The organism is Pseudoalteromonas sp. BMB (assembly GCF_001709235.1).
In the GTDB taxonomy this organism is placed as follows: domain Bacteria; phylum Pseudomonadota; class Gammaproteobacteria; order Enterobacterales; family Alteromonadaceae; genus Pseudoalteromonas; species Pseudoalteromonas maricaloris.
In genome coordinates, this window is sequence record NZ_MBQA01000035.1 from 1 (window position 1) to 14,835 (window position 14,835).

17 protein-coding genes and 1 pseudogene are annotated in these 14,835 nt (G+C 45.4%); 10 read left to right on the top strand and 8 right to left on the bottom strand.

Annotated features, from left to right (window positions below; genetic code table 11):
* From BB427_RS02825 to cyaY, 3 genes are all read right to left on the bottom strand, one after another.
* A partial coding sequence (locus tag BB427_RS02825; protein WP_069018872.1) for a hypothetical protein occupies window positions 1-515 on the bottom strand: 515 nt, incomplete at its 3' end.
* 45 nt (window positions 516-560) lie between these two features.
* Complete coding sequence (locus BB427_RS02830; RefSeq protein WP_010604231.1) at window positions 561-1,217, bottom strand: alpha/beta hydrolase; 657 nt, start codon at window positions 1,215-1,217, stop codon at window positions 561-563.
* The gene (cyaY, locus tag BB427_RS02835) at window positions 1,217-1,537 is read right to left on the bottom strand and encodes an iron donor protein CyaY (RefSeq protein ID WP_010378141.1); all 321 of its coding nucleotides are present in this window, start codon (window positions 1,535-1,537) and stop codon (window positions 1,217-1,219) included. The genes BB427_RS02830 and cyaY overlap by 1 nt, the downstream gene beginning before the upstream one ends.
* Window positions 1,538-1,692: 155 nt before the next feature.
* On the opposite strand from cyaY, the gene lptM reads away from it, so the two are divergent.
* From lptM to BB427_RS02865, 7 genes are all read left to right on the top strand, one after another.
* Complete coding sequence (lptM, locus tag BB427_RS23670; RefSeq protein ID WP_010604229.1) at window positions 1,693-1,869, top strand: LPS translocon maturation chaperone LptM; 177 nt, start codon at window positions 1,693-1,695, stop codon at window positions 1,867-1,869.
* Between the two features lies 1 nt (window position 1,870).
* On the top strand, window positions 1,871-3,124 hold the full coding sequence (lysA, locus tag BB427_RS02840) for a diaminopimelate decarboxylase (RefSeq protein ID WP_069018874.1): 1,254 nt from the start codon (window positions 1,871-1,873) through the stop codon (window positions 3,122-3,124).
* A gap of 127 nt (window positions 3,125-3,251) precedes the next feature.
* Window positions 3,252-4,082 carry a diaminopimelate epimerase gene (gene dapF / locus BB427_RS02845; RefSeq protein ID WP_069018875.1) on the top strand — a complete coding sequence of 277 codons (831 nt, stop codon included), beginning with the start codon at window positions 3,252-3,254 and terminating at the stop codon, window positions 4,080-4,082.
* Complete coding sequence (locus BB427_RS02850) at window positions 4,079-4,705, top strand: DUF484 family protein (protein ID WP_069018876.1); 627 nt, start codon at window positions 4,079-4,081, stop codon at window positions 4,703-4,705. Before dapF ends, BB427_RS02850 begins: the two co-directional genes overlap by 4 nt.
* Window positions 4,702-5,625: a tyrosine recombinase XerC gene (locus BB427_RS02855; RefSeq protein ID WP_069018877.1), complete on the top strand. Its 924-nt coding sequence runs from the start codon at window positions 4,702-4,704 to the stop codon at window positions 5,623-5,625. The genes BB427_RS02850 and BB427_RS02855 overlap by 4 nt, the downstream gene beginning before the upstream one ends.
* 2 nt (window positions 5,626-5,627) lie before the next feature.
* A complete protein-coding gene (locus BB427_RS02860; RefSeq protein WP_069018879.1) occupies window positions 5,628-6,329 on the top strand; it encodes an HAD-IA family hydrolase in 702 nt (233 codons plus the stop codon).
* 84 nt (window positions 6,330-6,413) lie between these two features.
* On the top strand, window positions 6,414-7,925 hold the full coding sequence (locus tag BB427_RS02865; protein ID WP_069018881.1) for a peptide MFS transporter: 1,512 nt from the start codon (window positions 6,414-6,416) through the stop codon (window positions 7,923-7,925).
* 29 nt (window positions 7,926-7,954) lie between these two features.
* Here BB427_RS02865 and BB427_RS02870 read toward each other — a convergent pair whose 3' ends face one another.
* Window positions 7,955-9,295, bottom strand: coding sequence for a hypothetical protein (locus tag BB427_RS02870; protein WP_069018882.1), 1,341 nt, complete (start codon window positions 9,293-9,295; stop codon window positions 7,955-7,957).
* 115 nt (window positions 9,296-9,410) lie between these two features.
* On the opposite strand from BB427_RS02870, the gene BB427_RS02875 reads away from it, so the two are divergent.
* A complete protein-coding gene (locus tag BB427_RS02875) occupies window positions 9,411-10,280 on the top strand; it encodes a dTDP-4-dehydrorhamnose reductase family protein (RefSeq protein WP_069018883.1) in 870 nt (289 codons plus the stop codon).
* Window positions 10,281-10,283: 3 nt separating this feature from the next.
* Here the strand turns inward: BB427_RS02875 and BB427_RS02880 are convergent, their stop codons facing one another.
* Entirely contained in the window at window positions 10,284-10,589 is a 306-nt protein-coding gene (locus tag BB427_RS02880) for a DUF6482 family protein (RefSeq protein ID WP_069018884.1), read from the bottom strand.
* An 81-nt stretch (window positions 10,590-10,670) separates the two neighbouring features.
* On the opposite strand from BB427_RS02880, the gene BB427_RS02885 reads away from it, so the two are divergent.
* The gene (locus tag BB427_RS02885; protein WP_069018885.1) at window positions 10,671-11,363 is read left to right on the top strand and encodes a pseudouridine synthase; all 693 of its coding nucleotides are present in this window, start codon (window positions 10,671-10,673) and stop codon (window positions 11,361-11,363) included.
* Between the two features lie 23 nt (window positions 11,364-11,386).
* On the opposite strand, the pseudogene BB427_RS02890 reads toward BB427_RS02885, so the two are convergent.
* Window positions 11,387-11,773, bottom strand: a pseudogene (locus BB427_RS02890) (MAPEG family protein).
* 304 nt (window positions 11,774-12,077) lie between these two features.
* On the opposite strand from BB427_RS02890, the gene BB427_RS02895 reads away from it, so the two are divergent.
* Window positions 12,078-12,947 (top strand): DMT family transporter, encoded by an 870-nt coding sequence (locus BB427_RS02895; RefSeq protein WP_069018886.1) that lies wholly within the window; start codon window positions 12,078-12,080, stop codon window positions 12,945-12,947.
* Here the strand turns inward: BB427_RS02895 and BB427_RS02900 are convergent.
* Both BB427_RS02900 and BB427_RS02905 read right to left on the bottom strand, forming a co-directional pair.
* Window positions 12,934-13,248, bottom strand: coding sequence for a DMT family transporter (locus BB427_RS02900; protein ID WP_010604216.1), 315 nt, complete (start codon window positions 13,246-13,248; stop codon window positions 12,934-12,936). The two genes, BB427_RS02895 and BB427_RS02900, sit on opposite strands and share 14 nt — an antisense overlap.
* 1 nt (window position 13,249) lies before the next feature.
* A complete protein-coding gene (locus BB427_RS02905) occupies window positions 13,250-14,776 on the bottom strand; it encodes a carbon-nitrogen hydrolase family protein (protein WP_010378119.1) in 1,527 nt (508 codons plus the stop codon).
* Window positions 14,777-14,835: the final 59 nt, after the last annotated feature.

Sequence of the window (14,835 nt, forward strand, 5' to 3'; positions counted from 1 at the left end):
GCTTCAGCCCTTGTTTCTGTTTCTGTTTCTGTTTCTGTTTCTGTTTCTGTTTCTGTTTCTGTTTCTGTTTCTGTTTCTGTTTCTGTTTCTGTTTCTGTTTCTGTTTCTTCAGAAATGTGTTGTTGCACTTGGTCTAACGCAATGACTTGAGCGACCTCTATTGAGGTCGTCGCGGCACCAGCAGGGGTGAGTTCGGGCGTCGTTAAAACGCTATCGGGTGAGGTATCCGCACTTAGCTGCTCGCCCTCACGCTCCTTATTAGAGTCTGCTAATAGAGGGGAGTCATTCAGCGATGTATCGGTTTTTGCAATAGTGGCATGCATAGGTACTGCCACTTGGACATCATCTTCATCTGCGTTGACGTTATCCACGACACCATAAACACCCGCGGTTGCAATGCCAGCAAATGCTGCCGTTGCCATAAAAATGCGTTTCCAGTGCCATTGATAGGTCACCGCTGAGGGCTCTGAGGGTTGCTTACTCACCGACGTTTTTATGACAATCTTTTGTGACATTGCTTTGCTCCTGTATCTGTCACCAGTACCTTATACCACTTAATATTAATCGCTCAGTCTCGTAATTAACCAAGCGCGAATGGCTTTTAACTCTTCAAGACATACCTGATGCTCCATTGGGTAGTCTTGCCAGCTCACTTCATAGCCTTGCTGTTGTAACGTGTTAAATGCGTGCTCACCTGCAAACATCGGCACGACAGGATCAGCACTGCCATGCGCCATAAAAATAGTAAGCTCGCTTTGCTGTGCTTCTGCACTGAGCTTTTCAGGCACACACATATAAGTTGATAGTGCCATGACACCAGCCAATTTAACAGTTAAACGCGGTGCAAGATGGAGCGCAATCACGCCCCCTTGAGAAAATCCAGCTAAGATAATGCGGTTAGCTGGAATACCTTTATCTAACTGTGCCTGAATTAACGCTTCAACCTGAGCTGATGAGTCTCGCACACCTTGCTCATCCGCTCTTTTATCCAGATCAAATGATTTAATGTCATACCATGCACGCATCACCATACCACCATTTATAGTGACCGGCTGCTCTGGTGCATGTGGAAAAATAAAGTGTGCACCCAATTCGTCAGGCAGATTTAACTCAGAGGCAATGGGTAAAAAGCCGTTACCTGAATCGCCTAAGCCATGGAGCCAAATAATACTCGCTTTATGCTGTCCTTTGGCAGGATAATCTACAAACTCCAACATTAATCGTGCTGCCACTCTATTGCGATATTTGCCTGTTTAGTCGCCGCGTCGCTCATAAATTGCCAAAACTCAGCACCAGAACGATTATCAATCCACTGATCGCCACGCAACTCAAAGTGATGACCATTAAACTTAGTCGCCACCCAGACTTGGTGCAATGGTGCTTGTTTGTTGATAACAATTTTGCTCTTGTCAGGGAAAATAATTTCTAGAATTCCCGATGCTGATTCGTAATCTAAATCAGCGTCACAATCATCGATCTGCTCTTCAATAGTCAACATTAGCGCATCGGCTAACTCATGATATTCACTTTCTGTCATCGTGATTTCCTCTTACTGACGCACTGCGGCATGGTGCCTAAGCTTAACTCGCTATTTGAGCAATTTGATGAAGACGAAATTTCAATAGCGAAAAGCTGCTTTTTTTATCAATTCTGTTACTCTGCGATTATAAAGGCACTGACACGAATTATCTAATGAAAGCGACACCTTATAAATTTAGCGTAACGGCACTTGTTTTTACTACTTTAATCGGATTATCGGGTTGCGGTCAAAGCGGTCCGCTTTATTTGCCTGAACAACAGGCTAAAAAATCAAACCAACCGAAAGCAGCACAAGCAAACCAGCCTGAAGCAGAACAACAGGAGCGTTAAAATGGATTATTTCAATTATCAAGATGGCGAACTATTCGCTGAAGATGTCGCCATAACCACAATCGCTGAGCAATATGGCACTCCTTGCTATGTCTACTCGAAGAAGACTTTAGCACGGCATTATCACGCTTTTACGGATGCCGCAGCCGGTCATCCCCACTTAGTGTGCTACGCAGTAAAGGCGAATTCAAATATCGCCGTGCTGAACGTCTTGGCTCAGCTTGGTTCTGGCTTTGATATCGTGTCGAAGGGTGAACTTGCGCGAGTGCTAAAAGCAGGGGGAGATCCTCAAAAAGTCGTTTTTTCTGGTGTTGCGAAAACGGAAGATGAAATCGCGTTTGCGCTTGAGACTGGTATTAAATGCTTTAATGTTGAGTCGATTGCAGAGCTGCACCGTATCAGTGAAGTGGCAACCAGACTGGATAAGATTGCGCCAATTTCATTGCGCGTAAACCCAGATATTGATGCAAAAACTCACCCCTATATTTCAACCGGGTTAAAAGAGAACAAATTTGGTATTGATATCAAAGCCGCATTTGATGTTTACCAGCTCGCTTACGCCCTATCAGGTTTAAAAGTGGTTGGGATCGACTTCCACATCGGCTCTCAGTTGGTTGAGGTTAATCCATTTTTAGCGGCGTTAGATAAAGTGCTGGCTCTAATCTCTCAACTCGAAAAGGCGGGAATTTACTTGCATCACCTCGATATCGGTGGCGGTCTTGGCGTGCCTTATGACGGTGAAAAACCCCCGCATCCGAGTGCTTACGCTGCAGAGATTAAAGCGCGATTGGCACAGTTCAATGATCTAGAACTTATTTTTGAGCCTGGTCGAGCGATTGCTGCCAATGCTGGTGTGTTGGTGACTAAAGTCGAATTTATTAAGCCAACCGAGCATAAGCATTTTGCCATTGTTGATGCTGGCATGAACGACATGTTACGACCATCGCTTTATCAGGCTTGGCAAAATATCGTACCAGTCACACCGCGAGACGACGTTGACGCGATAAATTACGACGTGGTTGGTCCAGTATGTGAAACAGGTGACTTTCTAGGTAAAGACCGAGTACTTAAAATTAAGGCTGGCGACTTACTAGTACAGCGCAGTGCAGGTGCGTATGGCTTTACCATGAGTTCAAATTACAACTCACGCCCCCGCTGTGCAGAGGTCATGGTTGATAACAATCAACACCATCTAATCCGCCAAAGAGAGCCGCTAGAATCTCTGTGGCAATTTGAGCAACTACTGCCACAATAACCCGACTTGGATACGTCCTAGGGATGCAAAGCAAGGCTTAATGCCAAGCAGCTTCCCTAGTCGAGGTATCCATGGCAAAGTATTAGTAAAGTGAGGCCATGGTTTTATACCAAAAGATAACCACTCTATGTTTATAAACTTTTCAAAAATGCATGGTTTAGGCAACGACTTTGTGGTGATAGATAATGTCACCCAAAATGTGTTTTTGTCTCGAGACCAAATTAAGAAGTTAGCAGATCGCCACTTTGGAATTGGCTTTGATCAGCTGTTGATGGTTGAAGCGCCTTATTCCCCGGACTTAGATTTTCATTATCGTATTTTCAATGCCGATGGTAACGAAGTTGAGCAATGTGGTAACGGTGCTCGCTGTTTTGCTCGTTTTGTCCGCATGAAGGGCTTAACGAACAAACACAAGGTTTGTGTCTCTACAAAGGGCGGCAATATCACCCTGTATACCGAAAAAGACGGTCAAGTTACCGTGAATATGGGCAAACCGAACTTTAACCCACAAGCCATTCCGTTTCGTGCAAACAAACAAGAAAACACCTATATTTTAAGAGCTGACGAACATACGGTGTTTTGTAGCGCGGTTTCTATGGGCAATCCTCATGGCGTGATTATTGTCGATAGTTTAGAAACCGCTGAGGTAGCTACACTCGGGCCACTCCTTGAACACCATGAACGTTTCCCACAAAAGGCCAATATTGGCTTTATGGAAGTGGTTTCTCGTGAATACGTTAAGCTACGTGTTTGGGAGCGCGGCGCTGGCGAAACGCTTGCCTGTGGCACAGGAGCATGTGCTGCCGTAGTTGCAGGCATAATGCTAGGCAAGTTAGAAGAAACCGTTAGGGTCGACCTACCAGGTGGCAGTCTTCAAGTGCGTTGGGGCGGTCAAGGTCAAGTAGTGAAAATGACCGGACCGGCGGAGCATGTTTTTGATGGGCAAATCGCAATATGACCATAAAAGAAGCAAATTCGACTGAACAATTAGTCATTGAGTACCTGCGCAAGCATCCTGATTTTTTGCTCAGGCACCCTTATGTGCTATTGGATTTGCAGCTACACCACCAGCAGCAAGGGCTTCCAAACCTTGCTTTGCACCAACAGCGGATGCTCCGCGACGAAGTCAACTCGCTACAGCAGCAGATCAAAGACATGGTCCATTATGCAAAAGCCAACGAGCTGGTTTTCAAGCAGCTGAGTGAATGCCAATTAGCTATCATGCGTTGTACTGAGTTGAGTGCTATCAATCATACGTTAGCACAACGCTTTGAGGACCACCCGGACATCCAAGCATGTAAACTCATCAACATCGATGATACGCTTTTGGAACTAGTGTCAGCAAAACTGAGCAGTAACAACAGCTACTTAGGACGACTCAGTCAAACACAAGCTGAACTCTTGTTTGCCGATATTGAAGTAGGATCGGTAGCACTTTACCGCGTTGATGCGTCAGACAAAGGTCGCTTTATTCTGGCCTTTGCCAGCCGCTCACCAGAACACTTTTCGCCACAACACGACAATATGTTGATCACGGCTTTTATTCAAACATTATCGCTTAAGCTCGAAGCGCTGGCATGAGCCTAACACCACTATCGGAAGATTGGACGCACCCAGTAACCGCCTTTATGGCACACTTGCGCCACGAAAAGCACTACTCAGAACATACACTAACCCAATACAACACTCAGCTTATTCAAGCAGCGCAGTATTTTTGTGACCACGCCTCTTGTTGGCTAGAAGTCAGTGGTGAGCAAATTCGCCGCTACAGCATGAAGCTTCGCGGTCAAAATTACAGCCCAAGAACCATCAACCTTAAGCTCAGTTGTATTCGGAGCTTATATAAATTTCTCAAGCTCAAGTCACAATCGCAACAGGCTGTCGTCAATCCCGCGCAAGGGATCCGAGGGCCTAAGTTTCAAAAGCCACTCCCAAAGAACCTTGATGTTGACCAAATGGTGCAACTTCTCGAAATTCAGGCAGATGATGCGCTTGCCATTCGTGATAAAGCCATGATGGAATTAATGTACTCTAGTGGTTTGCGATTAAGCGAGTTGGTTGGTGCAAACCTATTGGATGTCAAAGACGGTGAAATACGCGTGCTTGGTAAAGGTGGTAAGGAGCGCGTTGTGCCTGTCGGCGGTAAAGCGCTAAACGCACTAGCTGATTGGCTCAAAATAAGGCCGCAATTTGCAACGTTGGAAGAACCAGCGCTTTTTGTGAGCAAATTAAAGCGCCGGATCAGTCCTCGCCATGTCCGCGCAAGAATGAAAGAGTGGGGTCTGAAACAAGGGGTTAGTACACCTATTCATCCCCATAAACTGAGGCACTCGTTCGCCAGCCACATGCTAGAATCCAGCGGTGACTTGCGCGCGGTACAAGAGATGCTTGGACATGCCAGCTTATCAGCCACTCAGGTCTACACCCATTTAGATTTTCAACATTTAGCAAAAGTGTATGATAGCGCTCACCCAAGAGCGAAAAAGCAAAAAGACGAGTAATAATGCGATTCAATAAGCCCATTTCAGACATTGCCGCCATCAGTTTTGATTTAGACGATACGCTATACGATAACAGGCCTGTTATCATTGCGGCTGTTAACGCCATGACAGCGCACCTGAATACTATTCCCGAGTGGCAAGCGAGGGGGCAATCATTCTGGTCTCAATGTCGAAACGAAACACTCAAACAAAACAGTGCGCTTGCAGAAGATGTGACAAAGTGGCGTCAAGTGGCACTTGAGTGGGGCTTCACAGCACTGGGGTTTGATAGTGCAACAAGTAAACAGCACGCGCTACAGGCCTATCAAACCTTTGCCGATACCCGCAGTAATATCACGGTCAGCGACGCCGTCATCAACCTGCTTGCTCAGTTACGCAGTCAATATCACATCATTGCTATCACTAATGGTAATGTCGAGATAGATAAATTTAATCTTCGCGATAGTTTTGACTTAGTGCTTCGCGCTGGAATTGATGGCCGCGCCAAACCTCACCCTGAGCTTTACCAGCTTGCCTGCCAGCATTTTAACCTTGCACCACATCAACTTCTGCATGTTGGCGATAGCTTAGATACCGATGTACAAGGAGCACACCGTGCCGGCTGCCCTAGTGTTTGGCTTCGCAATCAATTTGCGCCATACCAGTACAAAGGATTAGCCAATGTGGAAATCGATGACATACAAATGTTAAAAAAGATGATGTAATGTTTCCTTTTATGCGGTTGCATTCGGTGCTTGAATAACGTACTAATATTGACTTCCAAAAAACGATAATAATGGAAGTGAAATATGTCATCACAGGACACAACAAGTGATACAGGCTTTTTTGGTCATCCAAAAGGCCTACAGACTTTGTTTCTCACCGAGATGTGGGAACGAATGAGTTATTATGGCATGCGTGCCATGCTAGTACTTTTCATGACGGCCACCTTACAGCAAGAAGGTCTTGGCTTCACCGTTGCCTCCGCTGCCGCAATATATGGCCTCTATACTGGCTCGGTTTATTTCTTAGGTCTACCGGGAGGTTGGATAGCAGACCGTTTATTGGGTGGCCAACGCGCGGTTTGGTACGGCGGTATTATCATCATGTGCGGCCACATCATTCTTGCCATCCCAAGTCAATTTTCCTTTTTTGTTGGCCTTATCTTTGTTGCCAGTGGCACTGGTTTATTAAAACCCAATATTAGCGCTATGGTTGGCCAGCTTTATAACGATGAAGATAACCGCCGCGATAGTGGTTACGCGATTTACTATATGGGGATCAACCTAGGGTCTGTGATCGGCTATGCGGTATGTGGCTACTTTATGGAAAACGTTGGTTGGCATTGGGCCTTTGGTGCAGCCGCGGTGGGCATGGCAATCGGTTTAGTCAATTATCGCCTAACAGACAATCACATCGCTACCGTTGGCAATGCGCCAACTAACCCAATGACGGGGAGTCAAAGTGCTAAAGCTTGGGGGGCGATTGTTTTAGTCATTGCGGCTGTTGCAGCAATAACGGCAACGGCGTTTGCAGGTGTTTTTGTGATAAACCCCGTAGAGCTCGCAAAATATGTCGCGATAGCTTTTACTGTCACTTTCTTTTTGTATTACGGTTATATCTACTTTGGCGGTGATCTTGATGCCGATGAAAAGCGCCGGATGTGGGCACTCTTTTTGGTTTGCGTTGCGTCCACTTGTTTTTGGTCTGGTTTTGAACAAGCAGGCTCATCGCTTAATCTATTTGCCCGCGATTACACCGACAGATTAATCGGCAGTTTTAGTATTCCAACCGCGTGGTTCCAATCGGCCAACGCTTTCTTCATTATCGTGTTATCCCCTTTCTTTGCTGCGCTTTGGATTAACTTGGCGAAGCGTATGATCACGCCAACCTATAGCGTGAAATGTGCGATTGGCCTTATCATCATGGCGAGCGGATTTATTGTGATGTTTTTCGCTTCCCAATATGCAGCTCAAGGCCTACAAGTAGCACCAATGTGGTTGATCACCACTTACTTTCTGCACACCGTGGGTGAACTTTGTTTAAGCCCAGTGGCGTTGAGCGCAGTAAGTAAGTTATCTCCCAAACGTTTTGCTGGGCAAATGATGGGGGTTTTCGTACTCACTTACTCCATTGGTAATATCTTCTCGGGTCTGCTCGCTGGTAGCTTTGATCCTAATAATATCGAAGACTTACCAAATCTATACCTACAAATTGCGCTATTTACTATCGGTATTGGTGTATTTGTCGGTGTACTTGGTCTAAAAACCAAGCATTGGGAAAAGCAATCTGAAAAGCCGCTCACAGAGCAAACGGCTTAAATGAATTGAAGATGTAGGAGTGATGGCTTCTACATCTTCTCAAACTCAGCAGAAACAAGCTGGCCGTCATAAGATTTGAAGTGGCCAACCCAATCAGAGTTTACTACTTCTATCGTGCCATATAGATTTTCAATCGAACCTATTTGAGATGCGCGACTTTCAGGGTCAAGATAATTCACCCCATAAAATTGCCAAGGAGTAAGTACATTCGATATCACGCTCAATCCAGATAAATTAGCATTGCTTAATGACCAATTCTCTAACAGCTTAACTCCTATCACTCGGCCAAATTGGCTTTGTTCAATTAACTGATTACACCCGGTGTAAAATAGCGTTTGTTTATCTATGCCACGCCATTGTATTAAGCCACCCTGATGCTTTGTAATAAAAGCTCCGATGTCTTCTTGACCACTCCAGCATGCAGGAGCAATTGGTTTCGCAATCTCTGTTTTGCCTATGGTTAGGGCAGATAATTTGGTCTTCGGATCGGTAGTATATCTTCCCTCGACAAAAAACTTAATGTCAGGAAACTTTTCCTTAAGTGCAGAAACTGTCATCTCATCCAAGTCACGGTTTGCAATTTGAGTTTGCGGGTGACTTAGTGGTGTCGCAAGAGCAACATCGTAAATATCAATTAGATTTGCAAGACTGATAGGAAGAAGATTGAATGCATATTGGTACCCGACGAGCTTATCATGTTCAAATAAAAACGCGTTATTGCGACCAATAAATGCAAACTTTTGATAAGCATTAATAGGCCATTGCATCGTAAAACGGCCTATTTTTTCTTCCGCTTGTGAAAAAGAGTCTCCGAGCTTAATACCAAATACTTGGTCCGTAGTAACAGAAGTATCAAGCACCTCTGTTAGCTTTGGCTTGAGTCGACTTTTGTTCGGATCAATCGTTGTGTTATAAGTAATTGAATGGGTCGTTGGTTTGGATGAAAAAACAGCACCAGATATCAGCTCAGTGTTTTTTGCTGTAAGTACTTCAGTATAATGACAAGATAAAACGGGCTGAGCTACAACTTTCCCGGATACAACAGCTCTTTTCGACCACCCATCAGCTGTTCTTTTGAATGAAGCATTTTTAATAATTATACCTTTCTCAAACGCTTTAGCTTCTTCAGATAACGCGTCAAATAGTGACAATCTAACATCGTCAAACAGCGCTGTGACAACATCCGATAACTCACCATTACTCGCCTCTTGTCCCCCCAACAAACGCATTGACTTTGAGCTTTGCTTGTATATTTCAATGGGCGCTTTACTTTCATCAATGACACAATCACTATTTTTCGCAAATATTTGGGTCGCACTCACTTGCACACTCACCGCAAACAAACCAGCTAGCAAAATATTTTTTTTCATTTTATTGTCCCTTTTTTAGCCTTATCTCAACCTTAGCGTAATCCGATACAAATCTGTAGTTTTTCTTCCGACTTTGCTACTGTACTGACTCTTTTAAAAAAGGATGCTGTTTTCTATGTCTAAAGTCATGATCACTGGTGCAACGGGCTTGCTTGGCCGCGCACTTTGCCAAGAGCTAAGTAGTACCCACGAGATTTTAGGATGTGGCTTTAGCCGAGCAGCCGCGCCACTTCACAAACTTGACTTGGCTGACCACAGTTCGGTTTTAGATTTCTTAGATAATCACGGGCCAGAGATACTTATTCACGCAGCAGCAGAGCGCAGGCCAGAACAATGTGAGCGAGACCAAGCGGCAACGCTTACGCTCAATGTTGCGGCAACCGAGTTCTTAGCCCAAGCCTGTCGCGAAAGAGATATTCGGTTTTTCTTTATTAGTACTGACTATGTGTTTGACGGCACTTCAGCACCTTATGTTGAAACAGATATCACTAATCCTGTGAACTTCTACGGCCAAACCAAGCAAGCTGCGGAGCGCGCGATCCTCGCAGACAGCGCATCACACACCATTGTACGAGTGCCTGTATTATACGGCGAGGTAAAAACGTTGGAAGAATCTGCGGTAACCATTATTGCAAAACAGCTGTTAGCCAACCCCGCTTCAAGTCACGATAATTGGGCCATTCGCTACCCCACCCATGTTAATGATATTGCGCTAACGCTCAAAGATGTTATCGCACAGCCTAGCCTTGGTGGGATTATTCATATCAGTGGCAATCAAGCATTCACTAAGTATGAAATGGCGCAGGTCATGGCGCAGGCTTTGCAACTACCGACGCAAGATCTCGTGCCGCTGAGCCAACCGAGTGACGATGCCACAAGACCACAAAATTGCGCTCTAAAAGACACTAGATTGATTAACATGGGGATCGCTCACCACCGCGATTTTGCAACTGCGGTGAGTGAAGTGCTCACAAAACACAGATAACGTTTAAAACAGGTTATTACGACCAAAGGGCACTTCTAATGTATTGTCATTGACTGATACTGGGTGCCCGACCATCTCGTCATAAGCGCTTTGATGCCTAATCACCATTTCCATGTAGCTAATATCAAGCAGGCGTTTTTGAATTTGCAGCGGGTTATGTGCTTTTAAAAACTCGCCATTTTCTTCCGTGACATAATATTCCACGTTATTAATAAGCACACTGACTTGATAAAGCGCTAAATCAATGGAATGCACTATTACCTTTTGCAGCGGCTGATGTTGTTTTAACTTTGAAAACGCAATGGCCATTGATATTCTCCATGCATAGATCCAAACAGTCTGTTGCCCTACAATACGCGCTGTTATCTCTTTTTGATCATGTGAATGTCTATGTCCTATCCGATGCGTTTGGCCAAATATCTCAGCCACTGCGGTGTTTGCTCTAGGCGACAAGCGTCTCGCTTAATTGATAGCGCAAGAGTGACCGTAAATGGCCGCTTGGCCAATCACATAGATCACATCAATTTGACCGATTGCATTATGGTCGATGGTGAACCGGTCACGCCGCCACAAGCGAGAAGACTCTTTGTTTACCATAAACCCGTGGGAATAGACTGCAAAGTGAATCCAGATGACCCTGCGAGTATCTACCATGTGCTACCAGTGTCATGTCGTGTTTATCCAATAGGTCGGTTAGACAAAGACAGTCGAGGCTTACTACTACTCACCAATGATGGGGCACTGTGTCAGCAATTAATCCACCCTGACCATCATCAAGAGAAAGAATATGAGGTGCAAGTTGACAAGCCTCTGGACCCAGATTTTTGCCTTAAAATGGCAGCCGGCGTGCCAGTGAAGGGCCAAATAACCCTCCCCTGTACCGTTGAGCAAATCGCACATGACCGCTTTAAAATAGTGTTACGCCAAGGACTCAATCGCCAGATCAGAAGAATGGCACATTACTGTGGTTATCGGGTTATCGACTTATACCGAGTGCGTATCGCAAACTTAGCATTGACACAGCTAGAGGTTAACTCCGCTGAAGTGAAAGAGATTTCAGCAGAGTTAATTCAGTTGACCTAAGTGTAGAGTCACGCAAAGGACGACTATAAACCACACACCACAATAATGGCGATAGCACAGCCGAGTCCTAGCGCCCAGACAATGGAGCGCAGCACGTCAATATTCGCCCAATACAGCACACAATATAATGCTCGAGCGACAATATGGCCTATCGCTAGCCATTCGACTAGAGGAGTGTAGGTTTGGGTGCCAAACGCAACGGCCAAGGCGACAGCAAACACGGCTAATGACTCAAAACAGTTTTGATGTGCGGCCAGCGCTCTTGCCCCCAGCCCAGTTAGTTTCTATTGCTGTTCACGCGGGTGCTTGTTGTCGTAGCCCCCTTCTTTATTCATCGCCACTGCCACAGGAATTTTGGCAAAATAAGGTAGTAAGATGGCAAGAATTGCACAGATGATTAGTATACCCACAAGATACTCCTTCAACCTTTTGATTATTCAACTCAGTAGAGCAGAATAGCGTTAAAAAGAAAAGCCATAAGTGAATACGTAATACCCTAACCTATGGCCCAATCTTGTAGCATCGACCTTAATCATATCGTGATACTGAAAATTGAACATGTGGCAAATTGTCGCAGTGCGCCAACCACAAGAATGCTTCCATAGCACATTGAATACACATTGAATTATTTTCACTATCACGATAATTCATTTATTCAGACTCGCTCCTATACGGTATGCTGATACACATTCGAGCATTGTAGAGTCACCTCTCATGTGGATTTTGTTCACCTTACTAGCTGCTTTTTCTCAGGCTTGGCGAAATGCTTTTCAAAGCAAATTGAGTGAAAGCGCCTCCACAGCCAGCGTCACCCTCGCAAGATTTATTTTAGCCAGCCCACTTGCGGGGCTATATCTTTGGAGCCTTTATCAGATCGCTCCTGCAGAATCGCTCGTCATTAACGATGACTTTTTAGCCTTTGTGCTGGGTGCCAGTGTCATGCAGATCATCGCGACGGGGTTAATGGTGGTGCTGTTTAAGCAAAATAATTACGCCATAGGCGCTGGACTTGCGAAGAGTGAGGCACTCGTGGCGGCAATTTTGGGCGTACTCTTTTTTGGCTCAAGCTTAACTTTACTCGGTTGGTTTGGTGTCTTTATCGGCGCCATCGCGGTGTTGTTATTGAGCAGTTTTAGTCTGCGTGCTTTTAATGGTAAAACTGCACTAGTGGGACTTGCCTGTGGAACAAGCTTCGCGCTTACTTCTCTTTGGGTGCGTGAAGCCAGTATCGCATCGGGCCTACCTTTCCCCCACAGTGCAGCCTGGGTGTTGCTGTTAGTGCTGGTTTGCCAAACTGTGATGTTGAGTATGTATTTGACGATACGCGAACTACACTCTTGGCGCGTGCTGTGGCAACGCCGCAAACTGACGCTGGCCATTAGTGTTAGCAGTTGCATCGGTTCTATAGGTTGGTTTAGCGCAATGAGCCTTGAGCATGTAGCCTACGTGAAAACCCTTGGCCAAATCGAAGTGTTTTTCACTTTGCTTATCTCATTCTTATGGCTCAAAGCACCGGTAAAGAAGCGCGATTCAATGGGACTCTTACTCATCGCAGTCGCGGCTATTTTGGTTATGCTAACTTAAGTACCACAACCCCACTGATGATAAGTAACACGCCCAAGTAGCGCATAAAACTACTTGGGTCACCGTAGAAAAAGATACCCACTAAGAATGTGCCTGCCGCGCCAATACCCGTCCAAACCGCATACGAGGTACCCAGTGGAATTTGCTTTTGCGCCAGCCATAACATCCAGCCGCTCAAGGCCATAAAACCAACGGCTATCACTATGCCTAACCAACGAGTATCGGCCTGTTGCGCCATTTTCAGACCAACGGGCCAACCTATTTCAAACAGGCCGGCCATAATTAAATAAACCCACGCCATACTATTTTTGTTTCAACTCCACAGAATACAGGTCTTTTCTTCGGTCTCGTAAATTACGCACCGTTCCTTCACTATGCAATATTTTGAGTTTATCTAAGTCTAAGTCACTAAATAACAGCATTTCCGTATTTGGTGTTGCTTCGTTTAGCGCGGCATCATGAGGGAAAGCAAAATCCGATGGCGTCAACACTGCTGACTGCGCGTACTGCACATCTAGGCTTTCTACCTGTGGTAGGTTACCAACGCTTCCTGCGATAACCACGTAGCATTCGTTTTCAACCGCACGGGCCTGCGCACAGTGTCTTACCCTTAAATAGCTATTTTTTGTGTCAGTCCAAAATGGTACAAACAAAATATCCAGCCCTTTTTCAGCCATGATCCGCGATAACTCTGGAAACTCCACGTCGTAGCATACTTGGATCCCTACTCGGCCCGCGTCCGTATCGAACACTTCAATTTTATCACCGCCTTTGATAACCCAATCATAGTCTTCGTGAGGGGTGATATGAATTTTACGTTGTTCATCCACTTTGCCAGAGCGATGACACAAGTAACTGACGTTATAGAGCTTGTCGCCCTCAAGTAGCGGCATAGAGCCCGTGATAATATTGGCATTGTACTCAATCGCCATTTGCGACATAGCGGCTCTAAACTGCTCGGTATACGTCGCCAACGCACGAATTGCTTCGGTCTGATTTCTATAGCTTCCGAGCCCCATTAGTGGCGCGTTAAAAAACTCAGGGAAAAGGATAAAATCACTTTGGTAATCCGAGACCGTGTCCACAAAATACTCAACCTGCTTCATTAGCTCCTCTACCGATTCCACCCTGCGCATTTGCCACTGCACGGCCCCCACTCTGACGATGGTTTTCTTGCTTTCGATCACGGTATCGGTTGGCTCGAAGAGAATGTTATTCCACTCAAGTAGGGTCGCATAGCCTTCGGAGTCCTGATCTTCCGGCAGATATTGTTTAAGCAGTCGTTTTACTTGGAAGTCGTTGGCAAGTTGGAAGCTTAGAATGGGGTCGTGTAATTCTTTATGGTCGACTTTGTTTATATACTCCATTGGCGACATACTGCCACGGAATTGCTTGTAAAGCGGAATACGACCACCCGCTAAAATCGCGCGTAAGTTGTACTGACGACAAAGCTCTTTACGAGCATCATACAGCCGTCGACCAAGACGTAGACCACGATGGCTTTTGGCTATCACTACGTCCAGCCCGTACAGCGCATCAGCATTACTATCACTAAAAATTCGGCTATGCGCGTCAACAATGTCTTCATAGGTATGCGGGTTAGAAAAGGTTTGATAGTCAACTTGAACACTAAGCGCGATACCGACGAGACGCTCACCGTCTTTGACACCGATCTGTCCCTCAGGAAACTGGTCAATCAACCTAAATATCGTATGACTAGGCCACGCACCACCGAGATCAGGATAGGCTTCATCCATTAATGATTTAACCTGATCGTAGTCAGACTTTTCTAGATTACATAGCGTGATCCGCGCTTTTTCTACAGACATATCAACTCCAAAGCTTTTATTATCTACCTATCTCTCACTCTACTACAGCCAACCTTGCT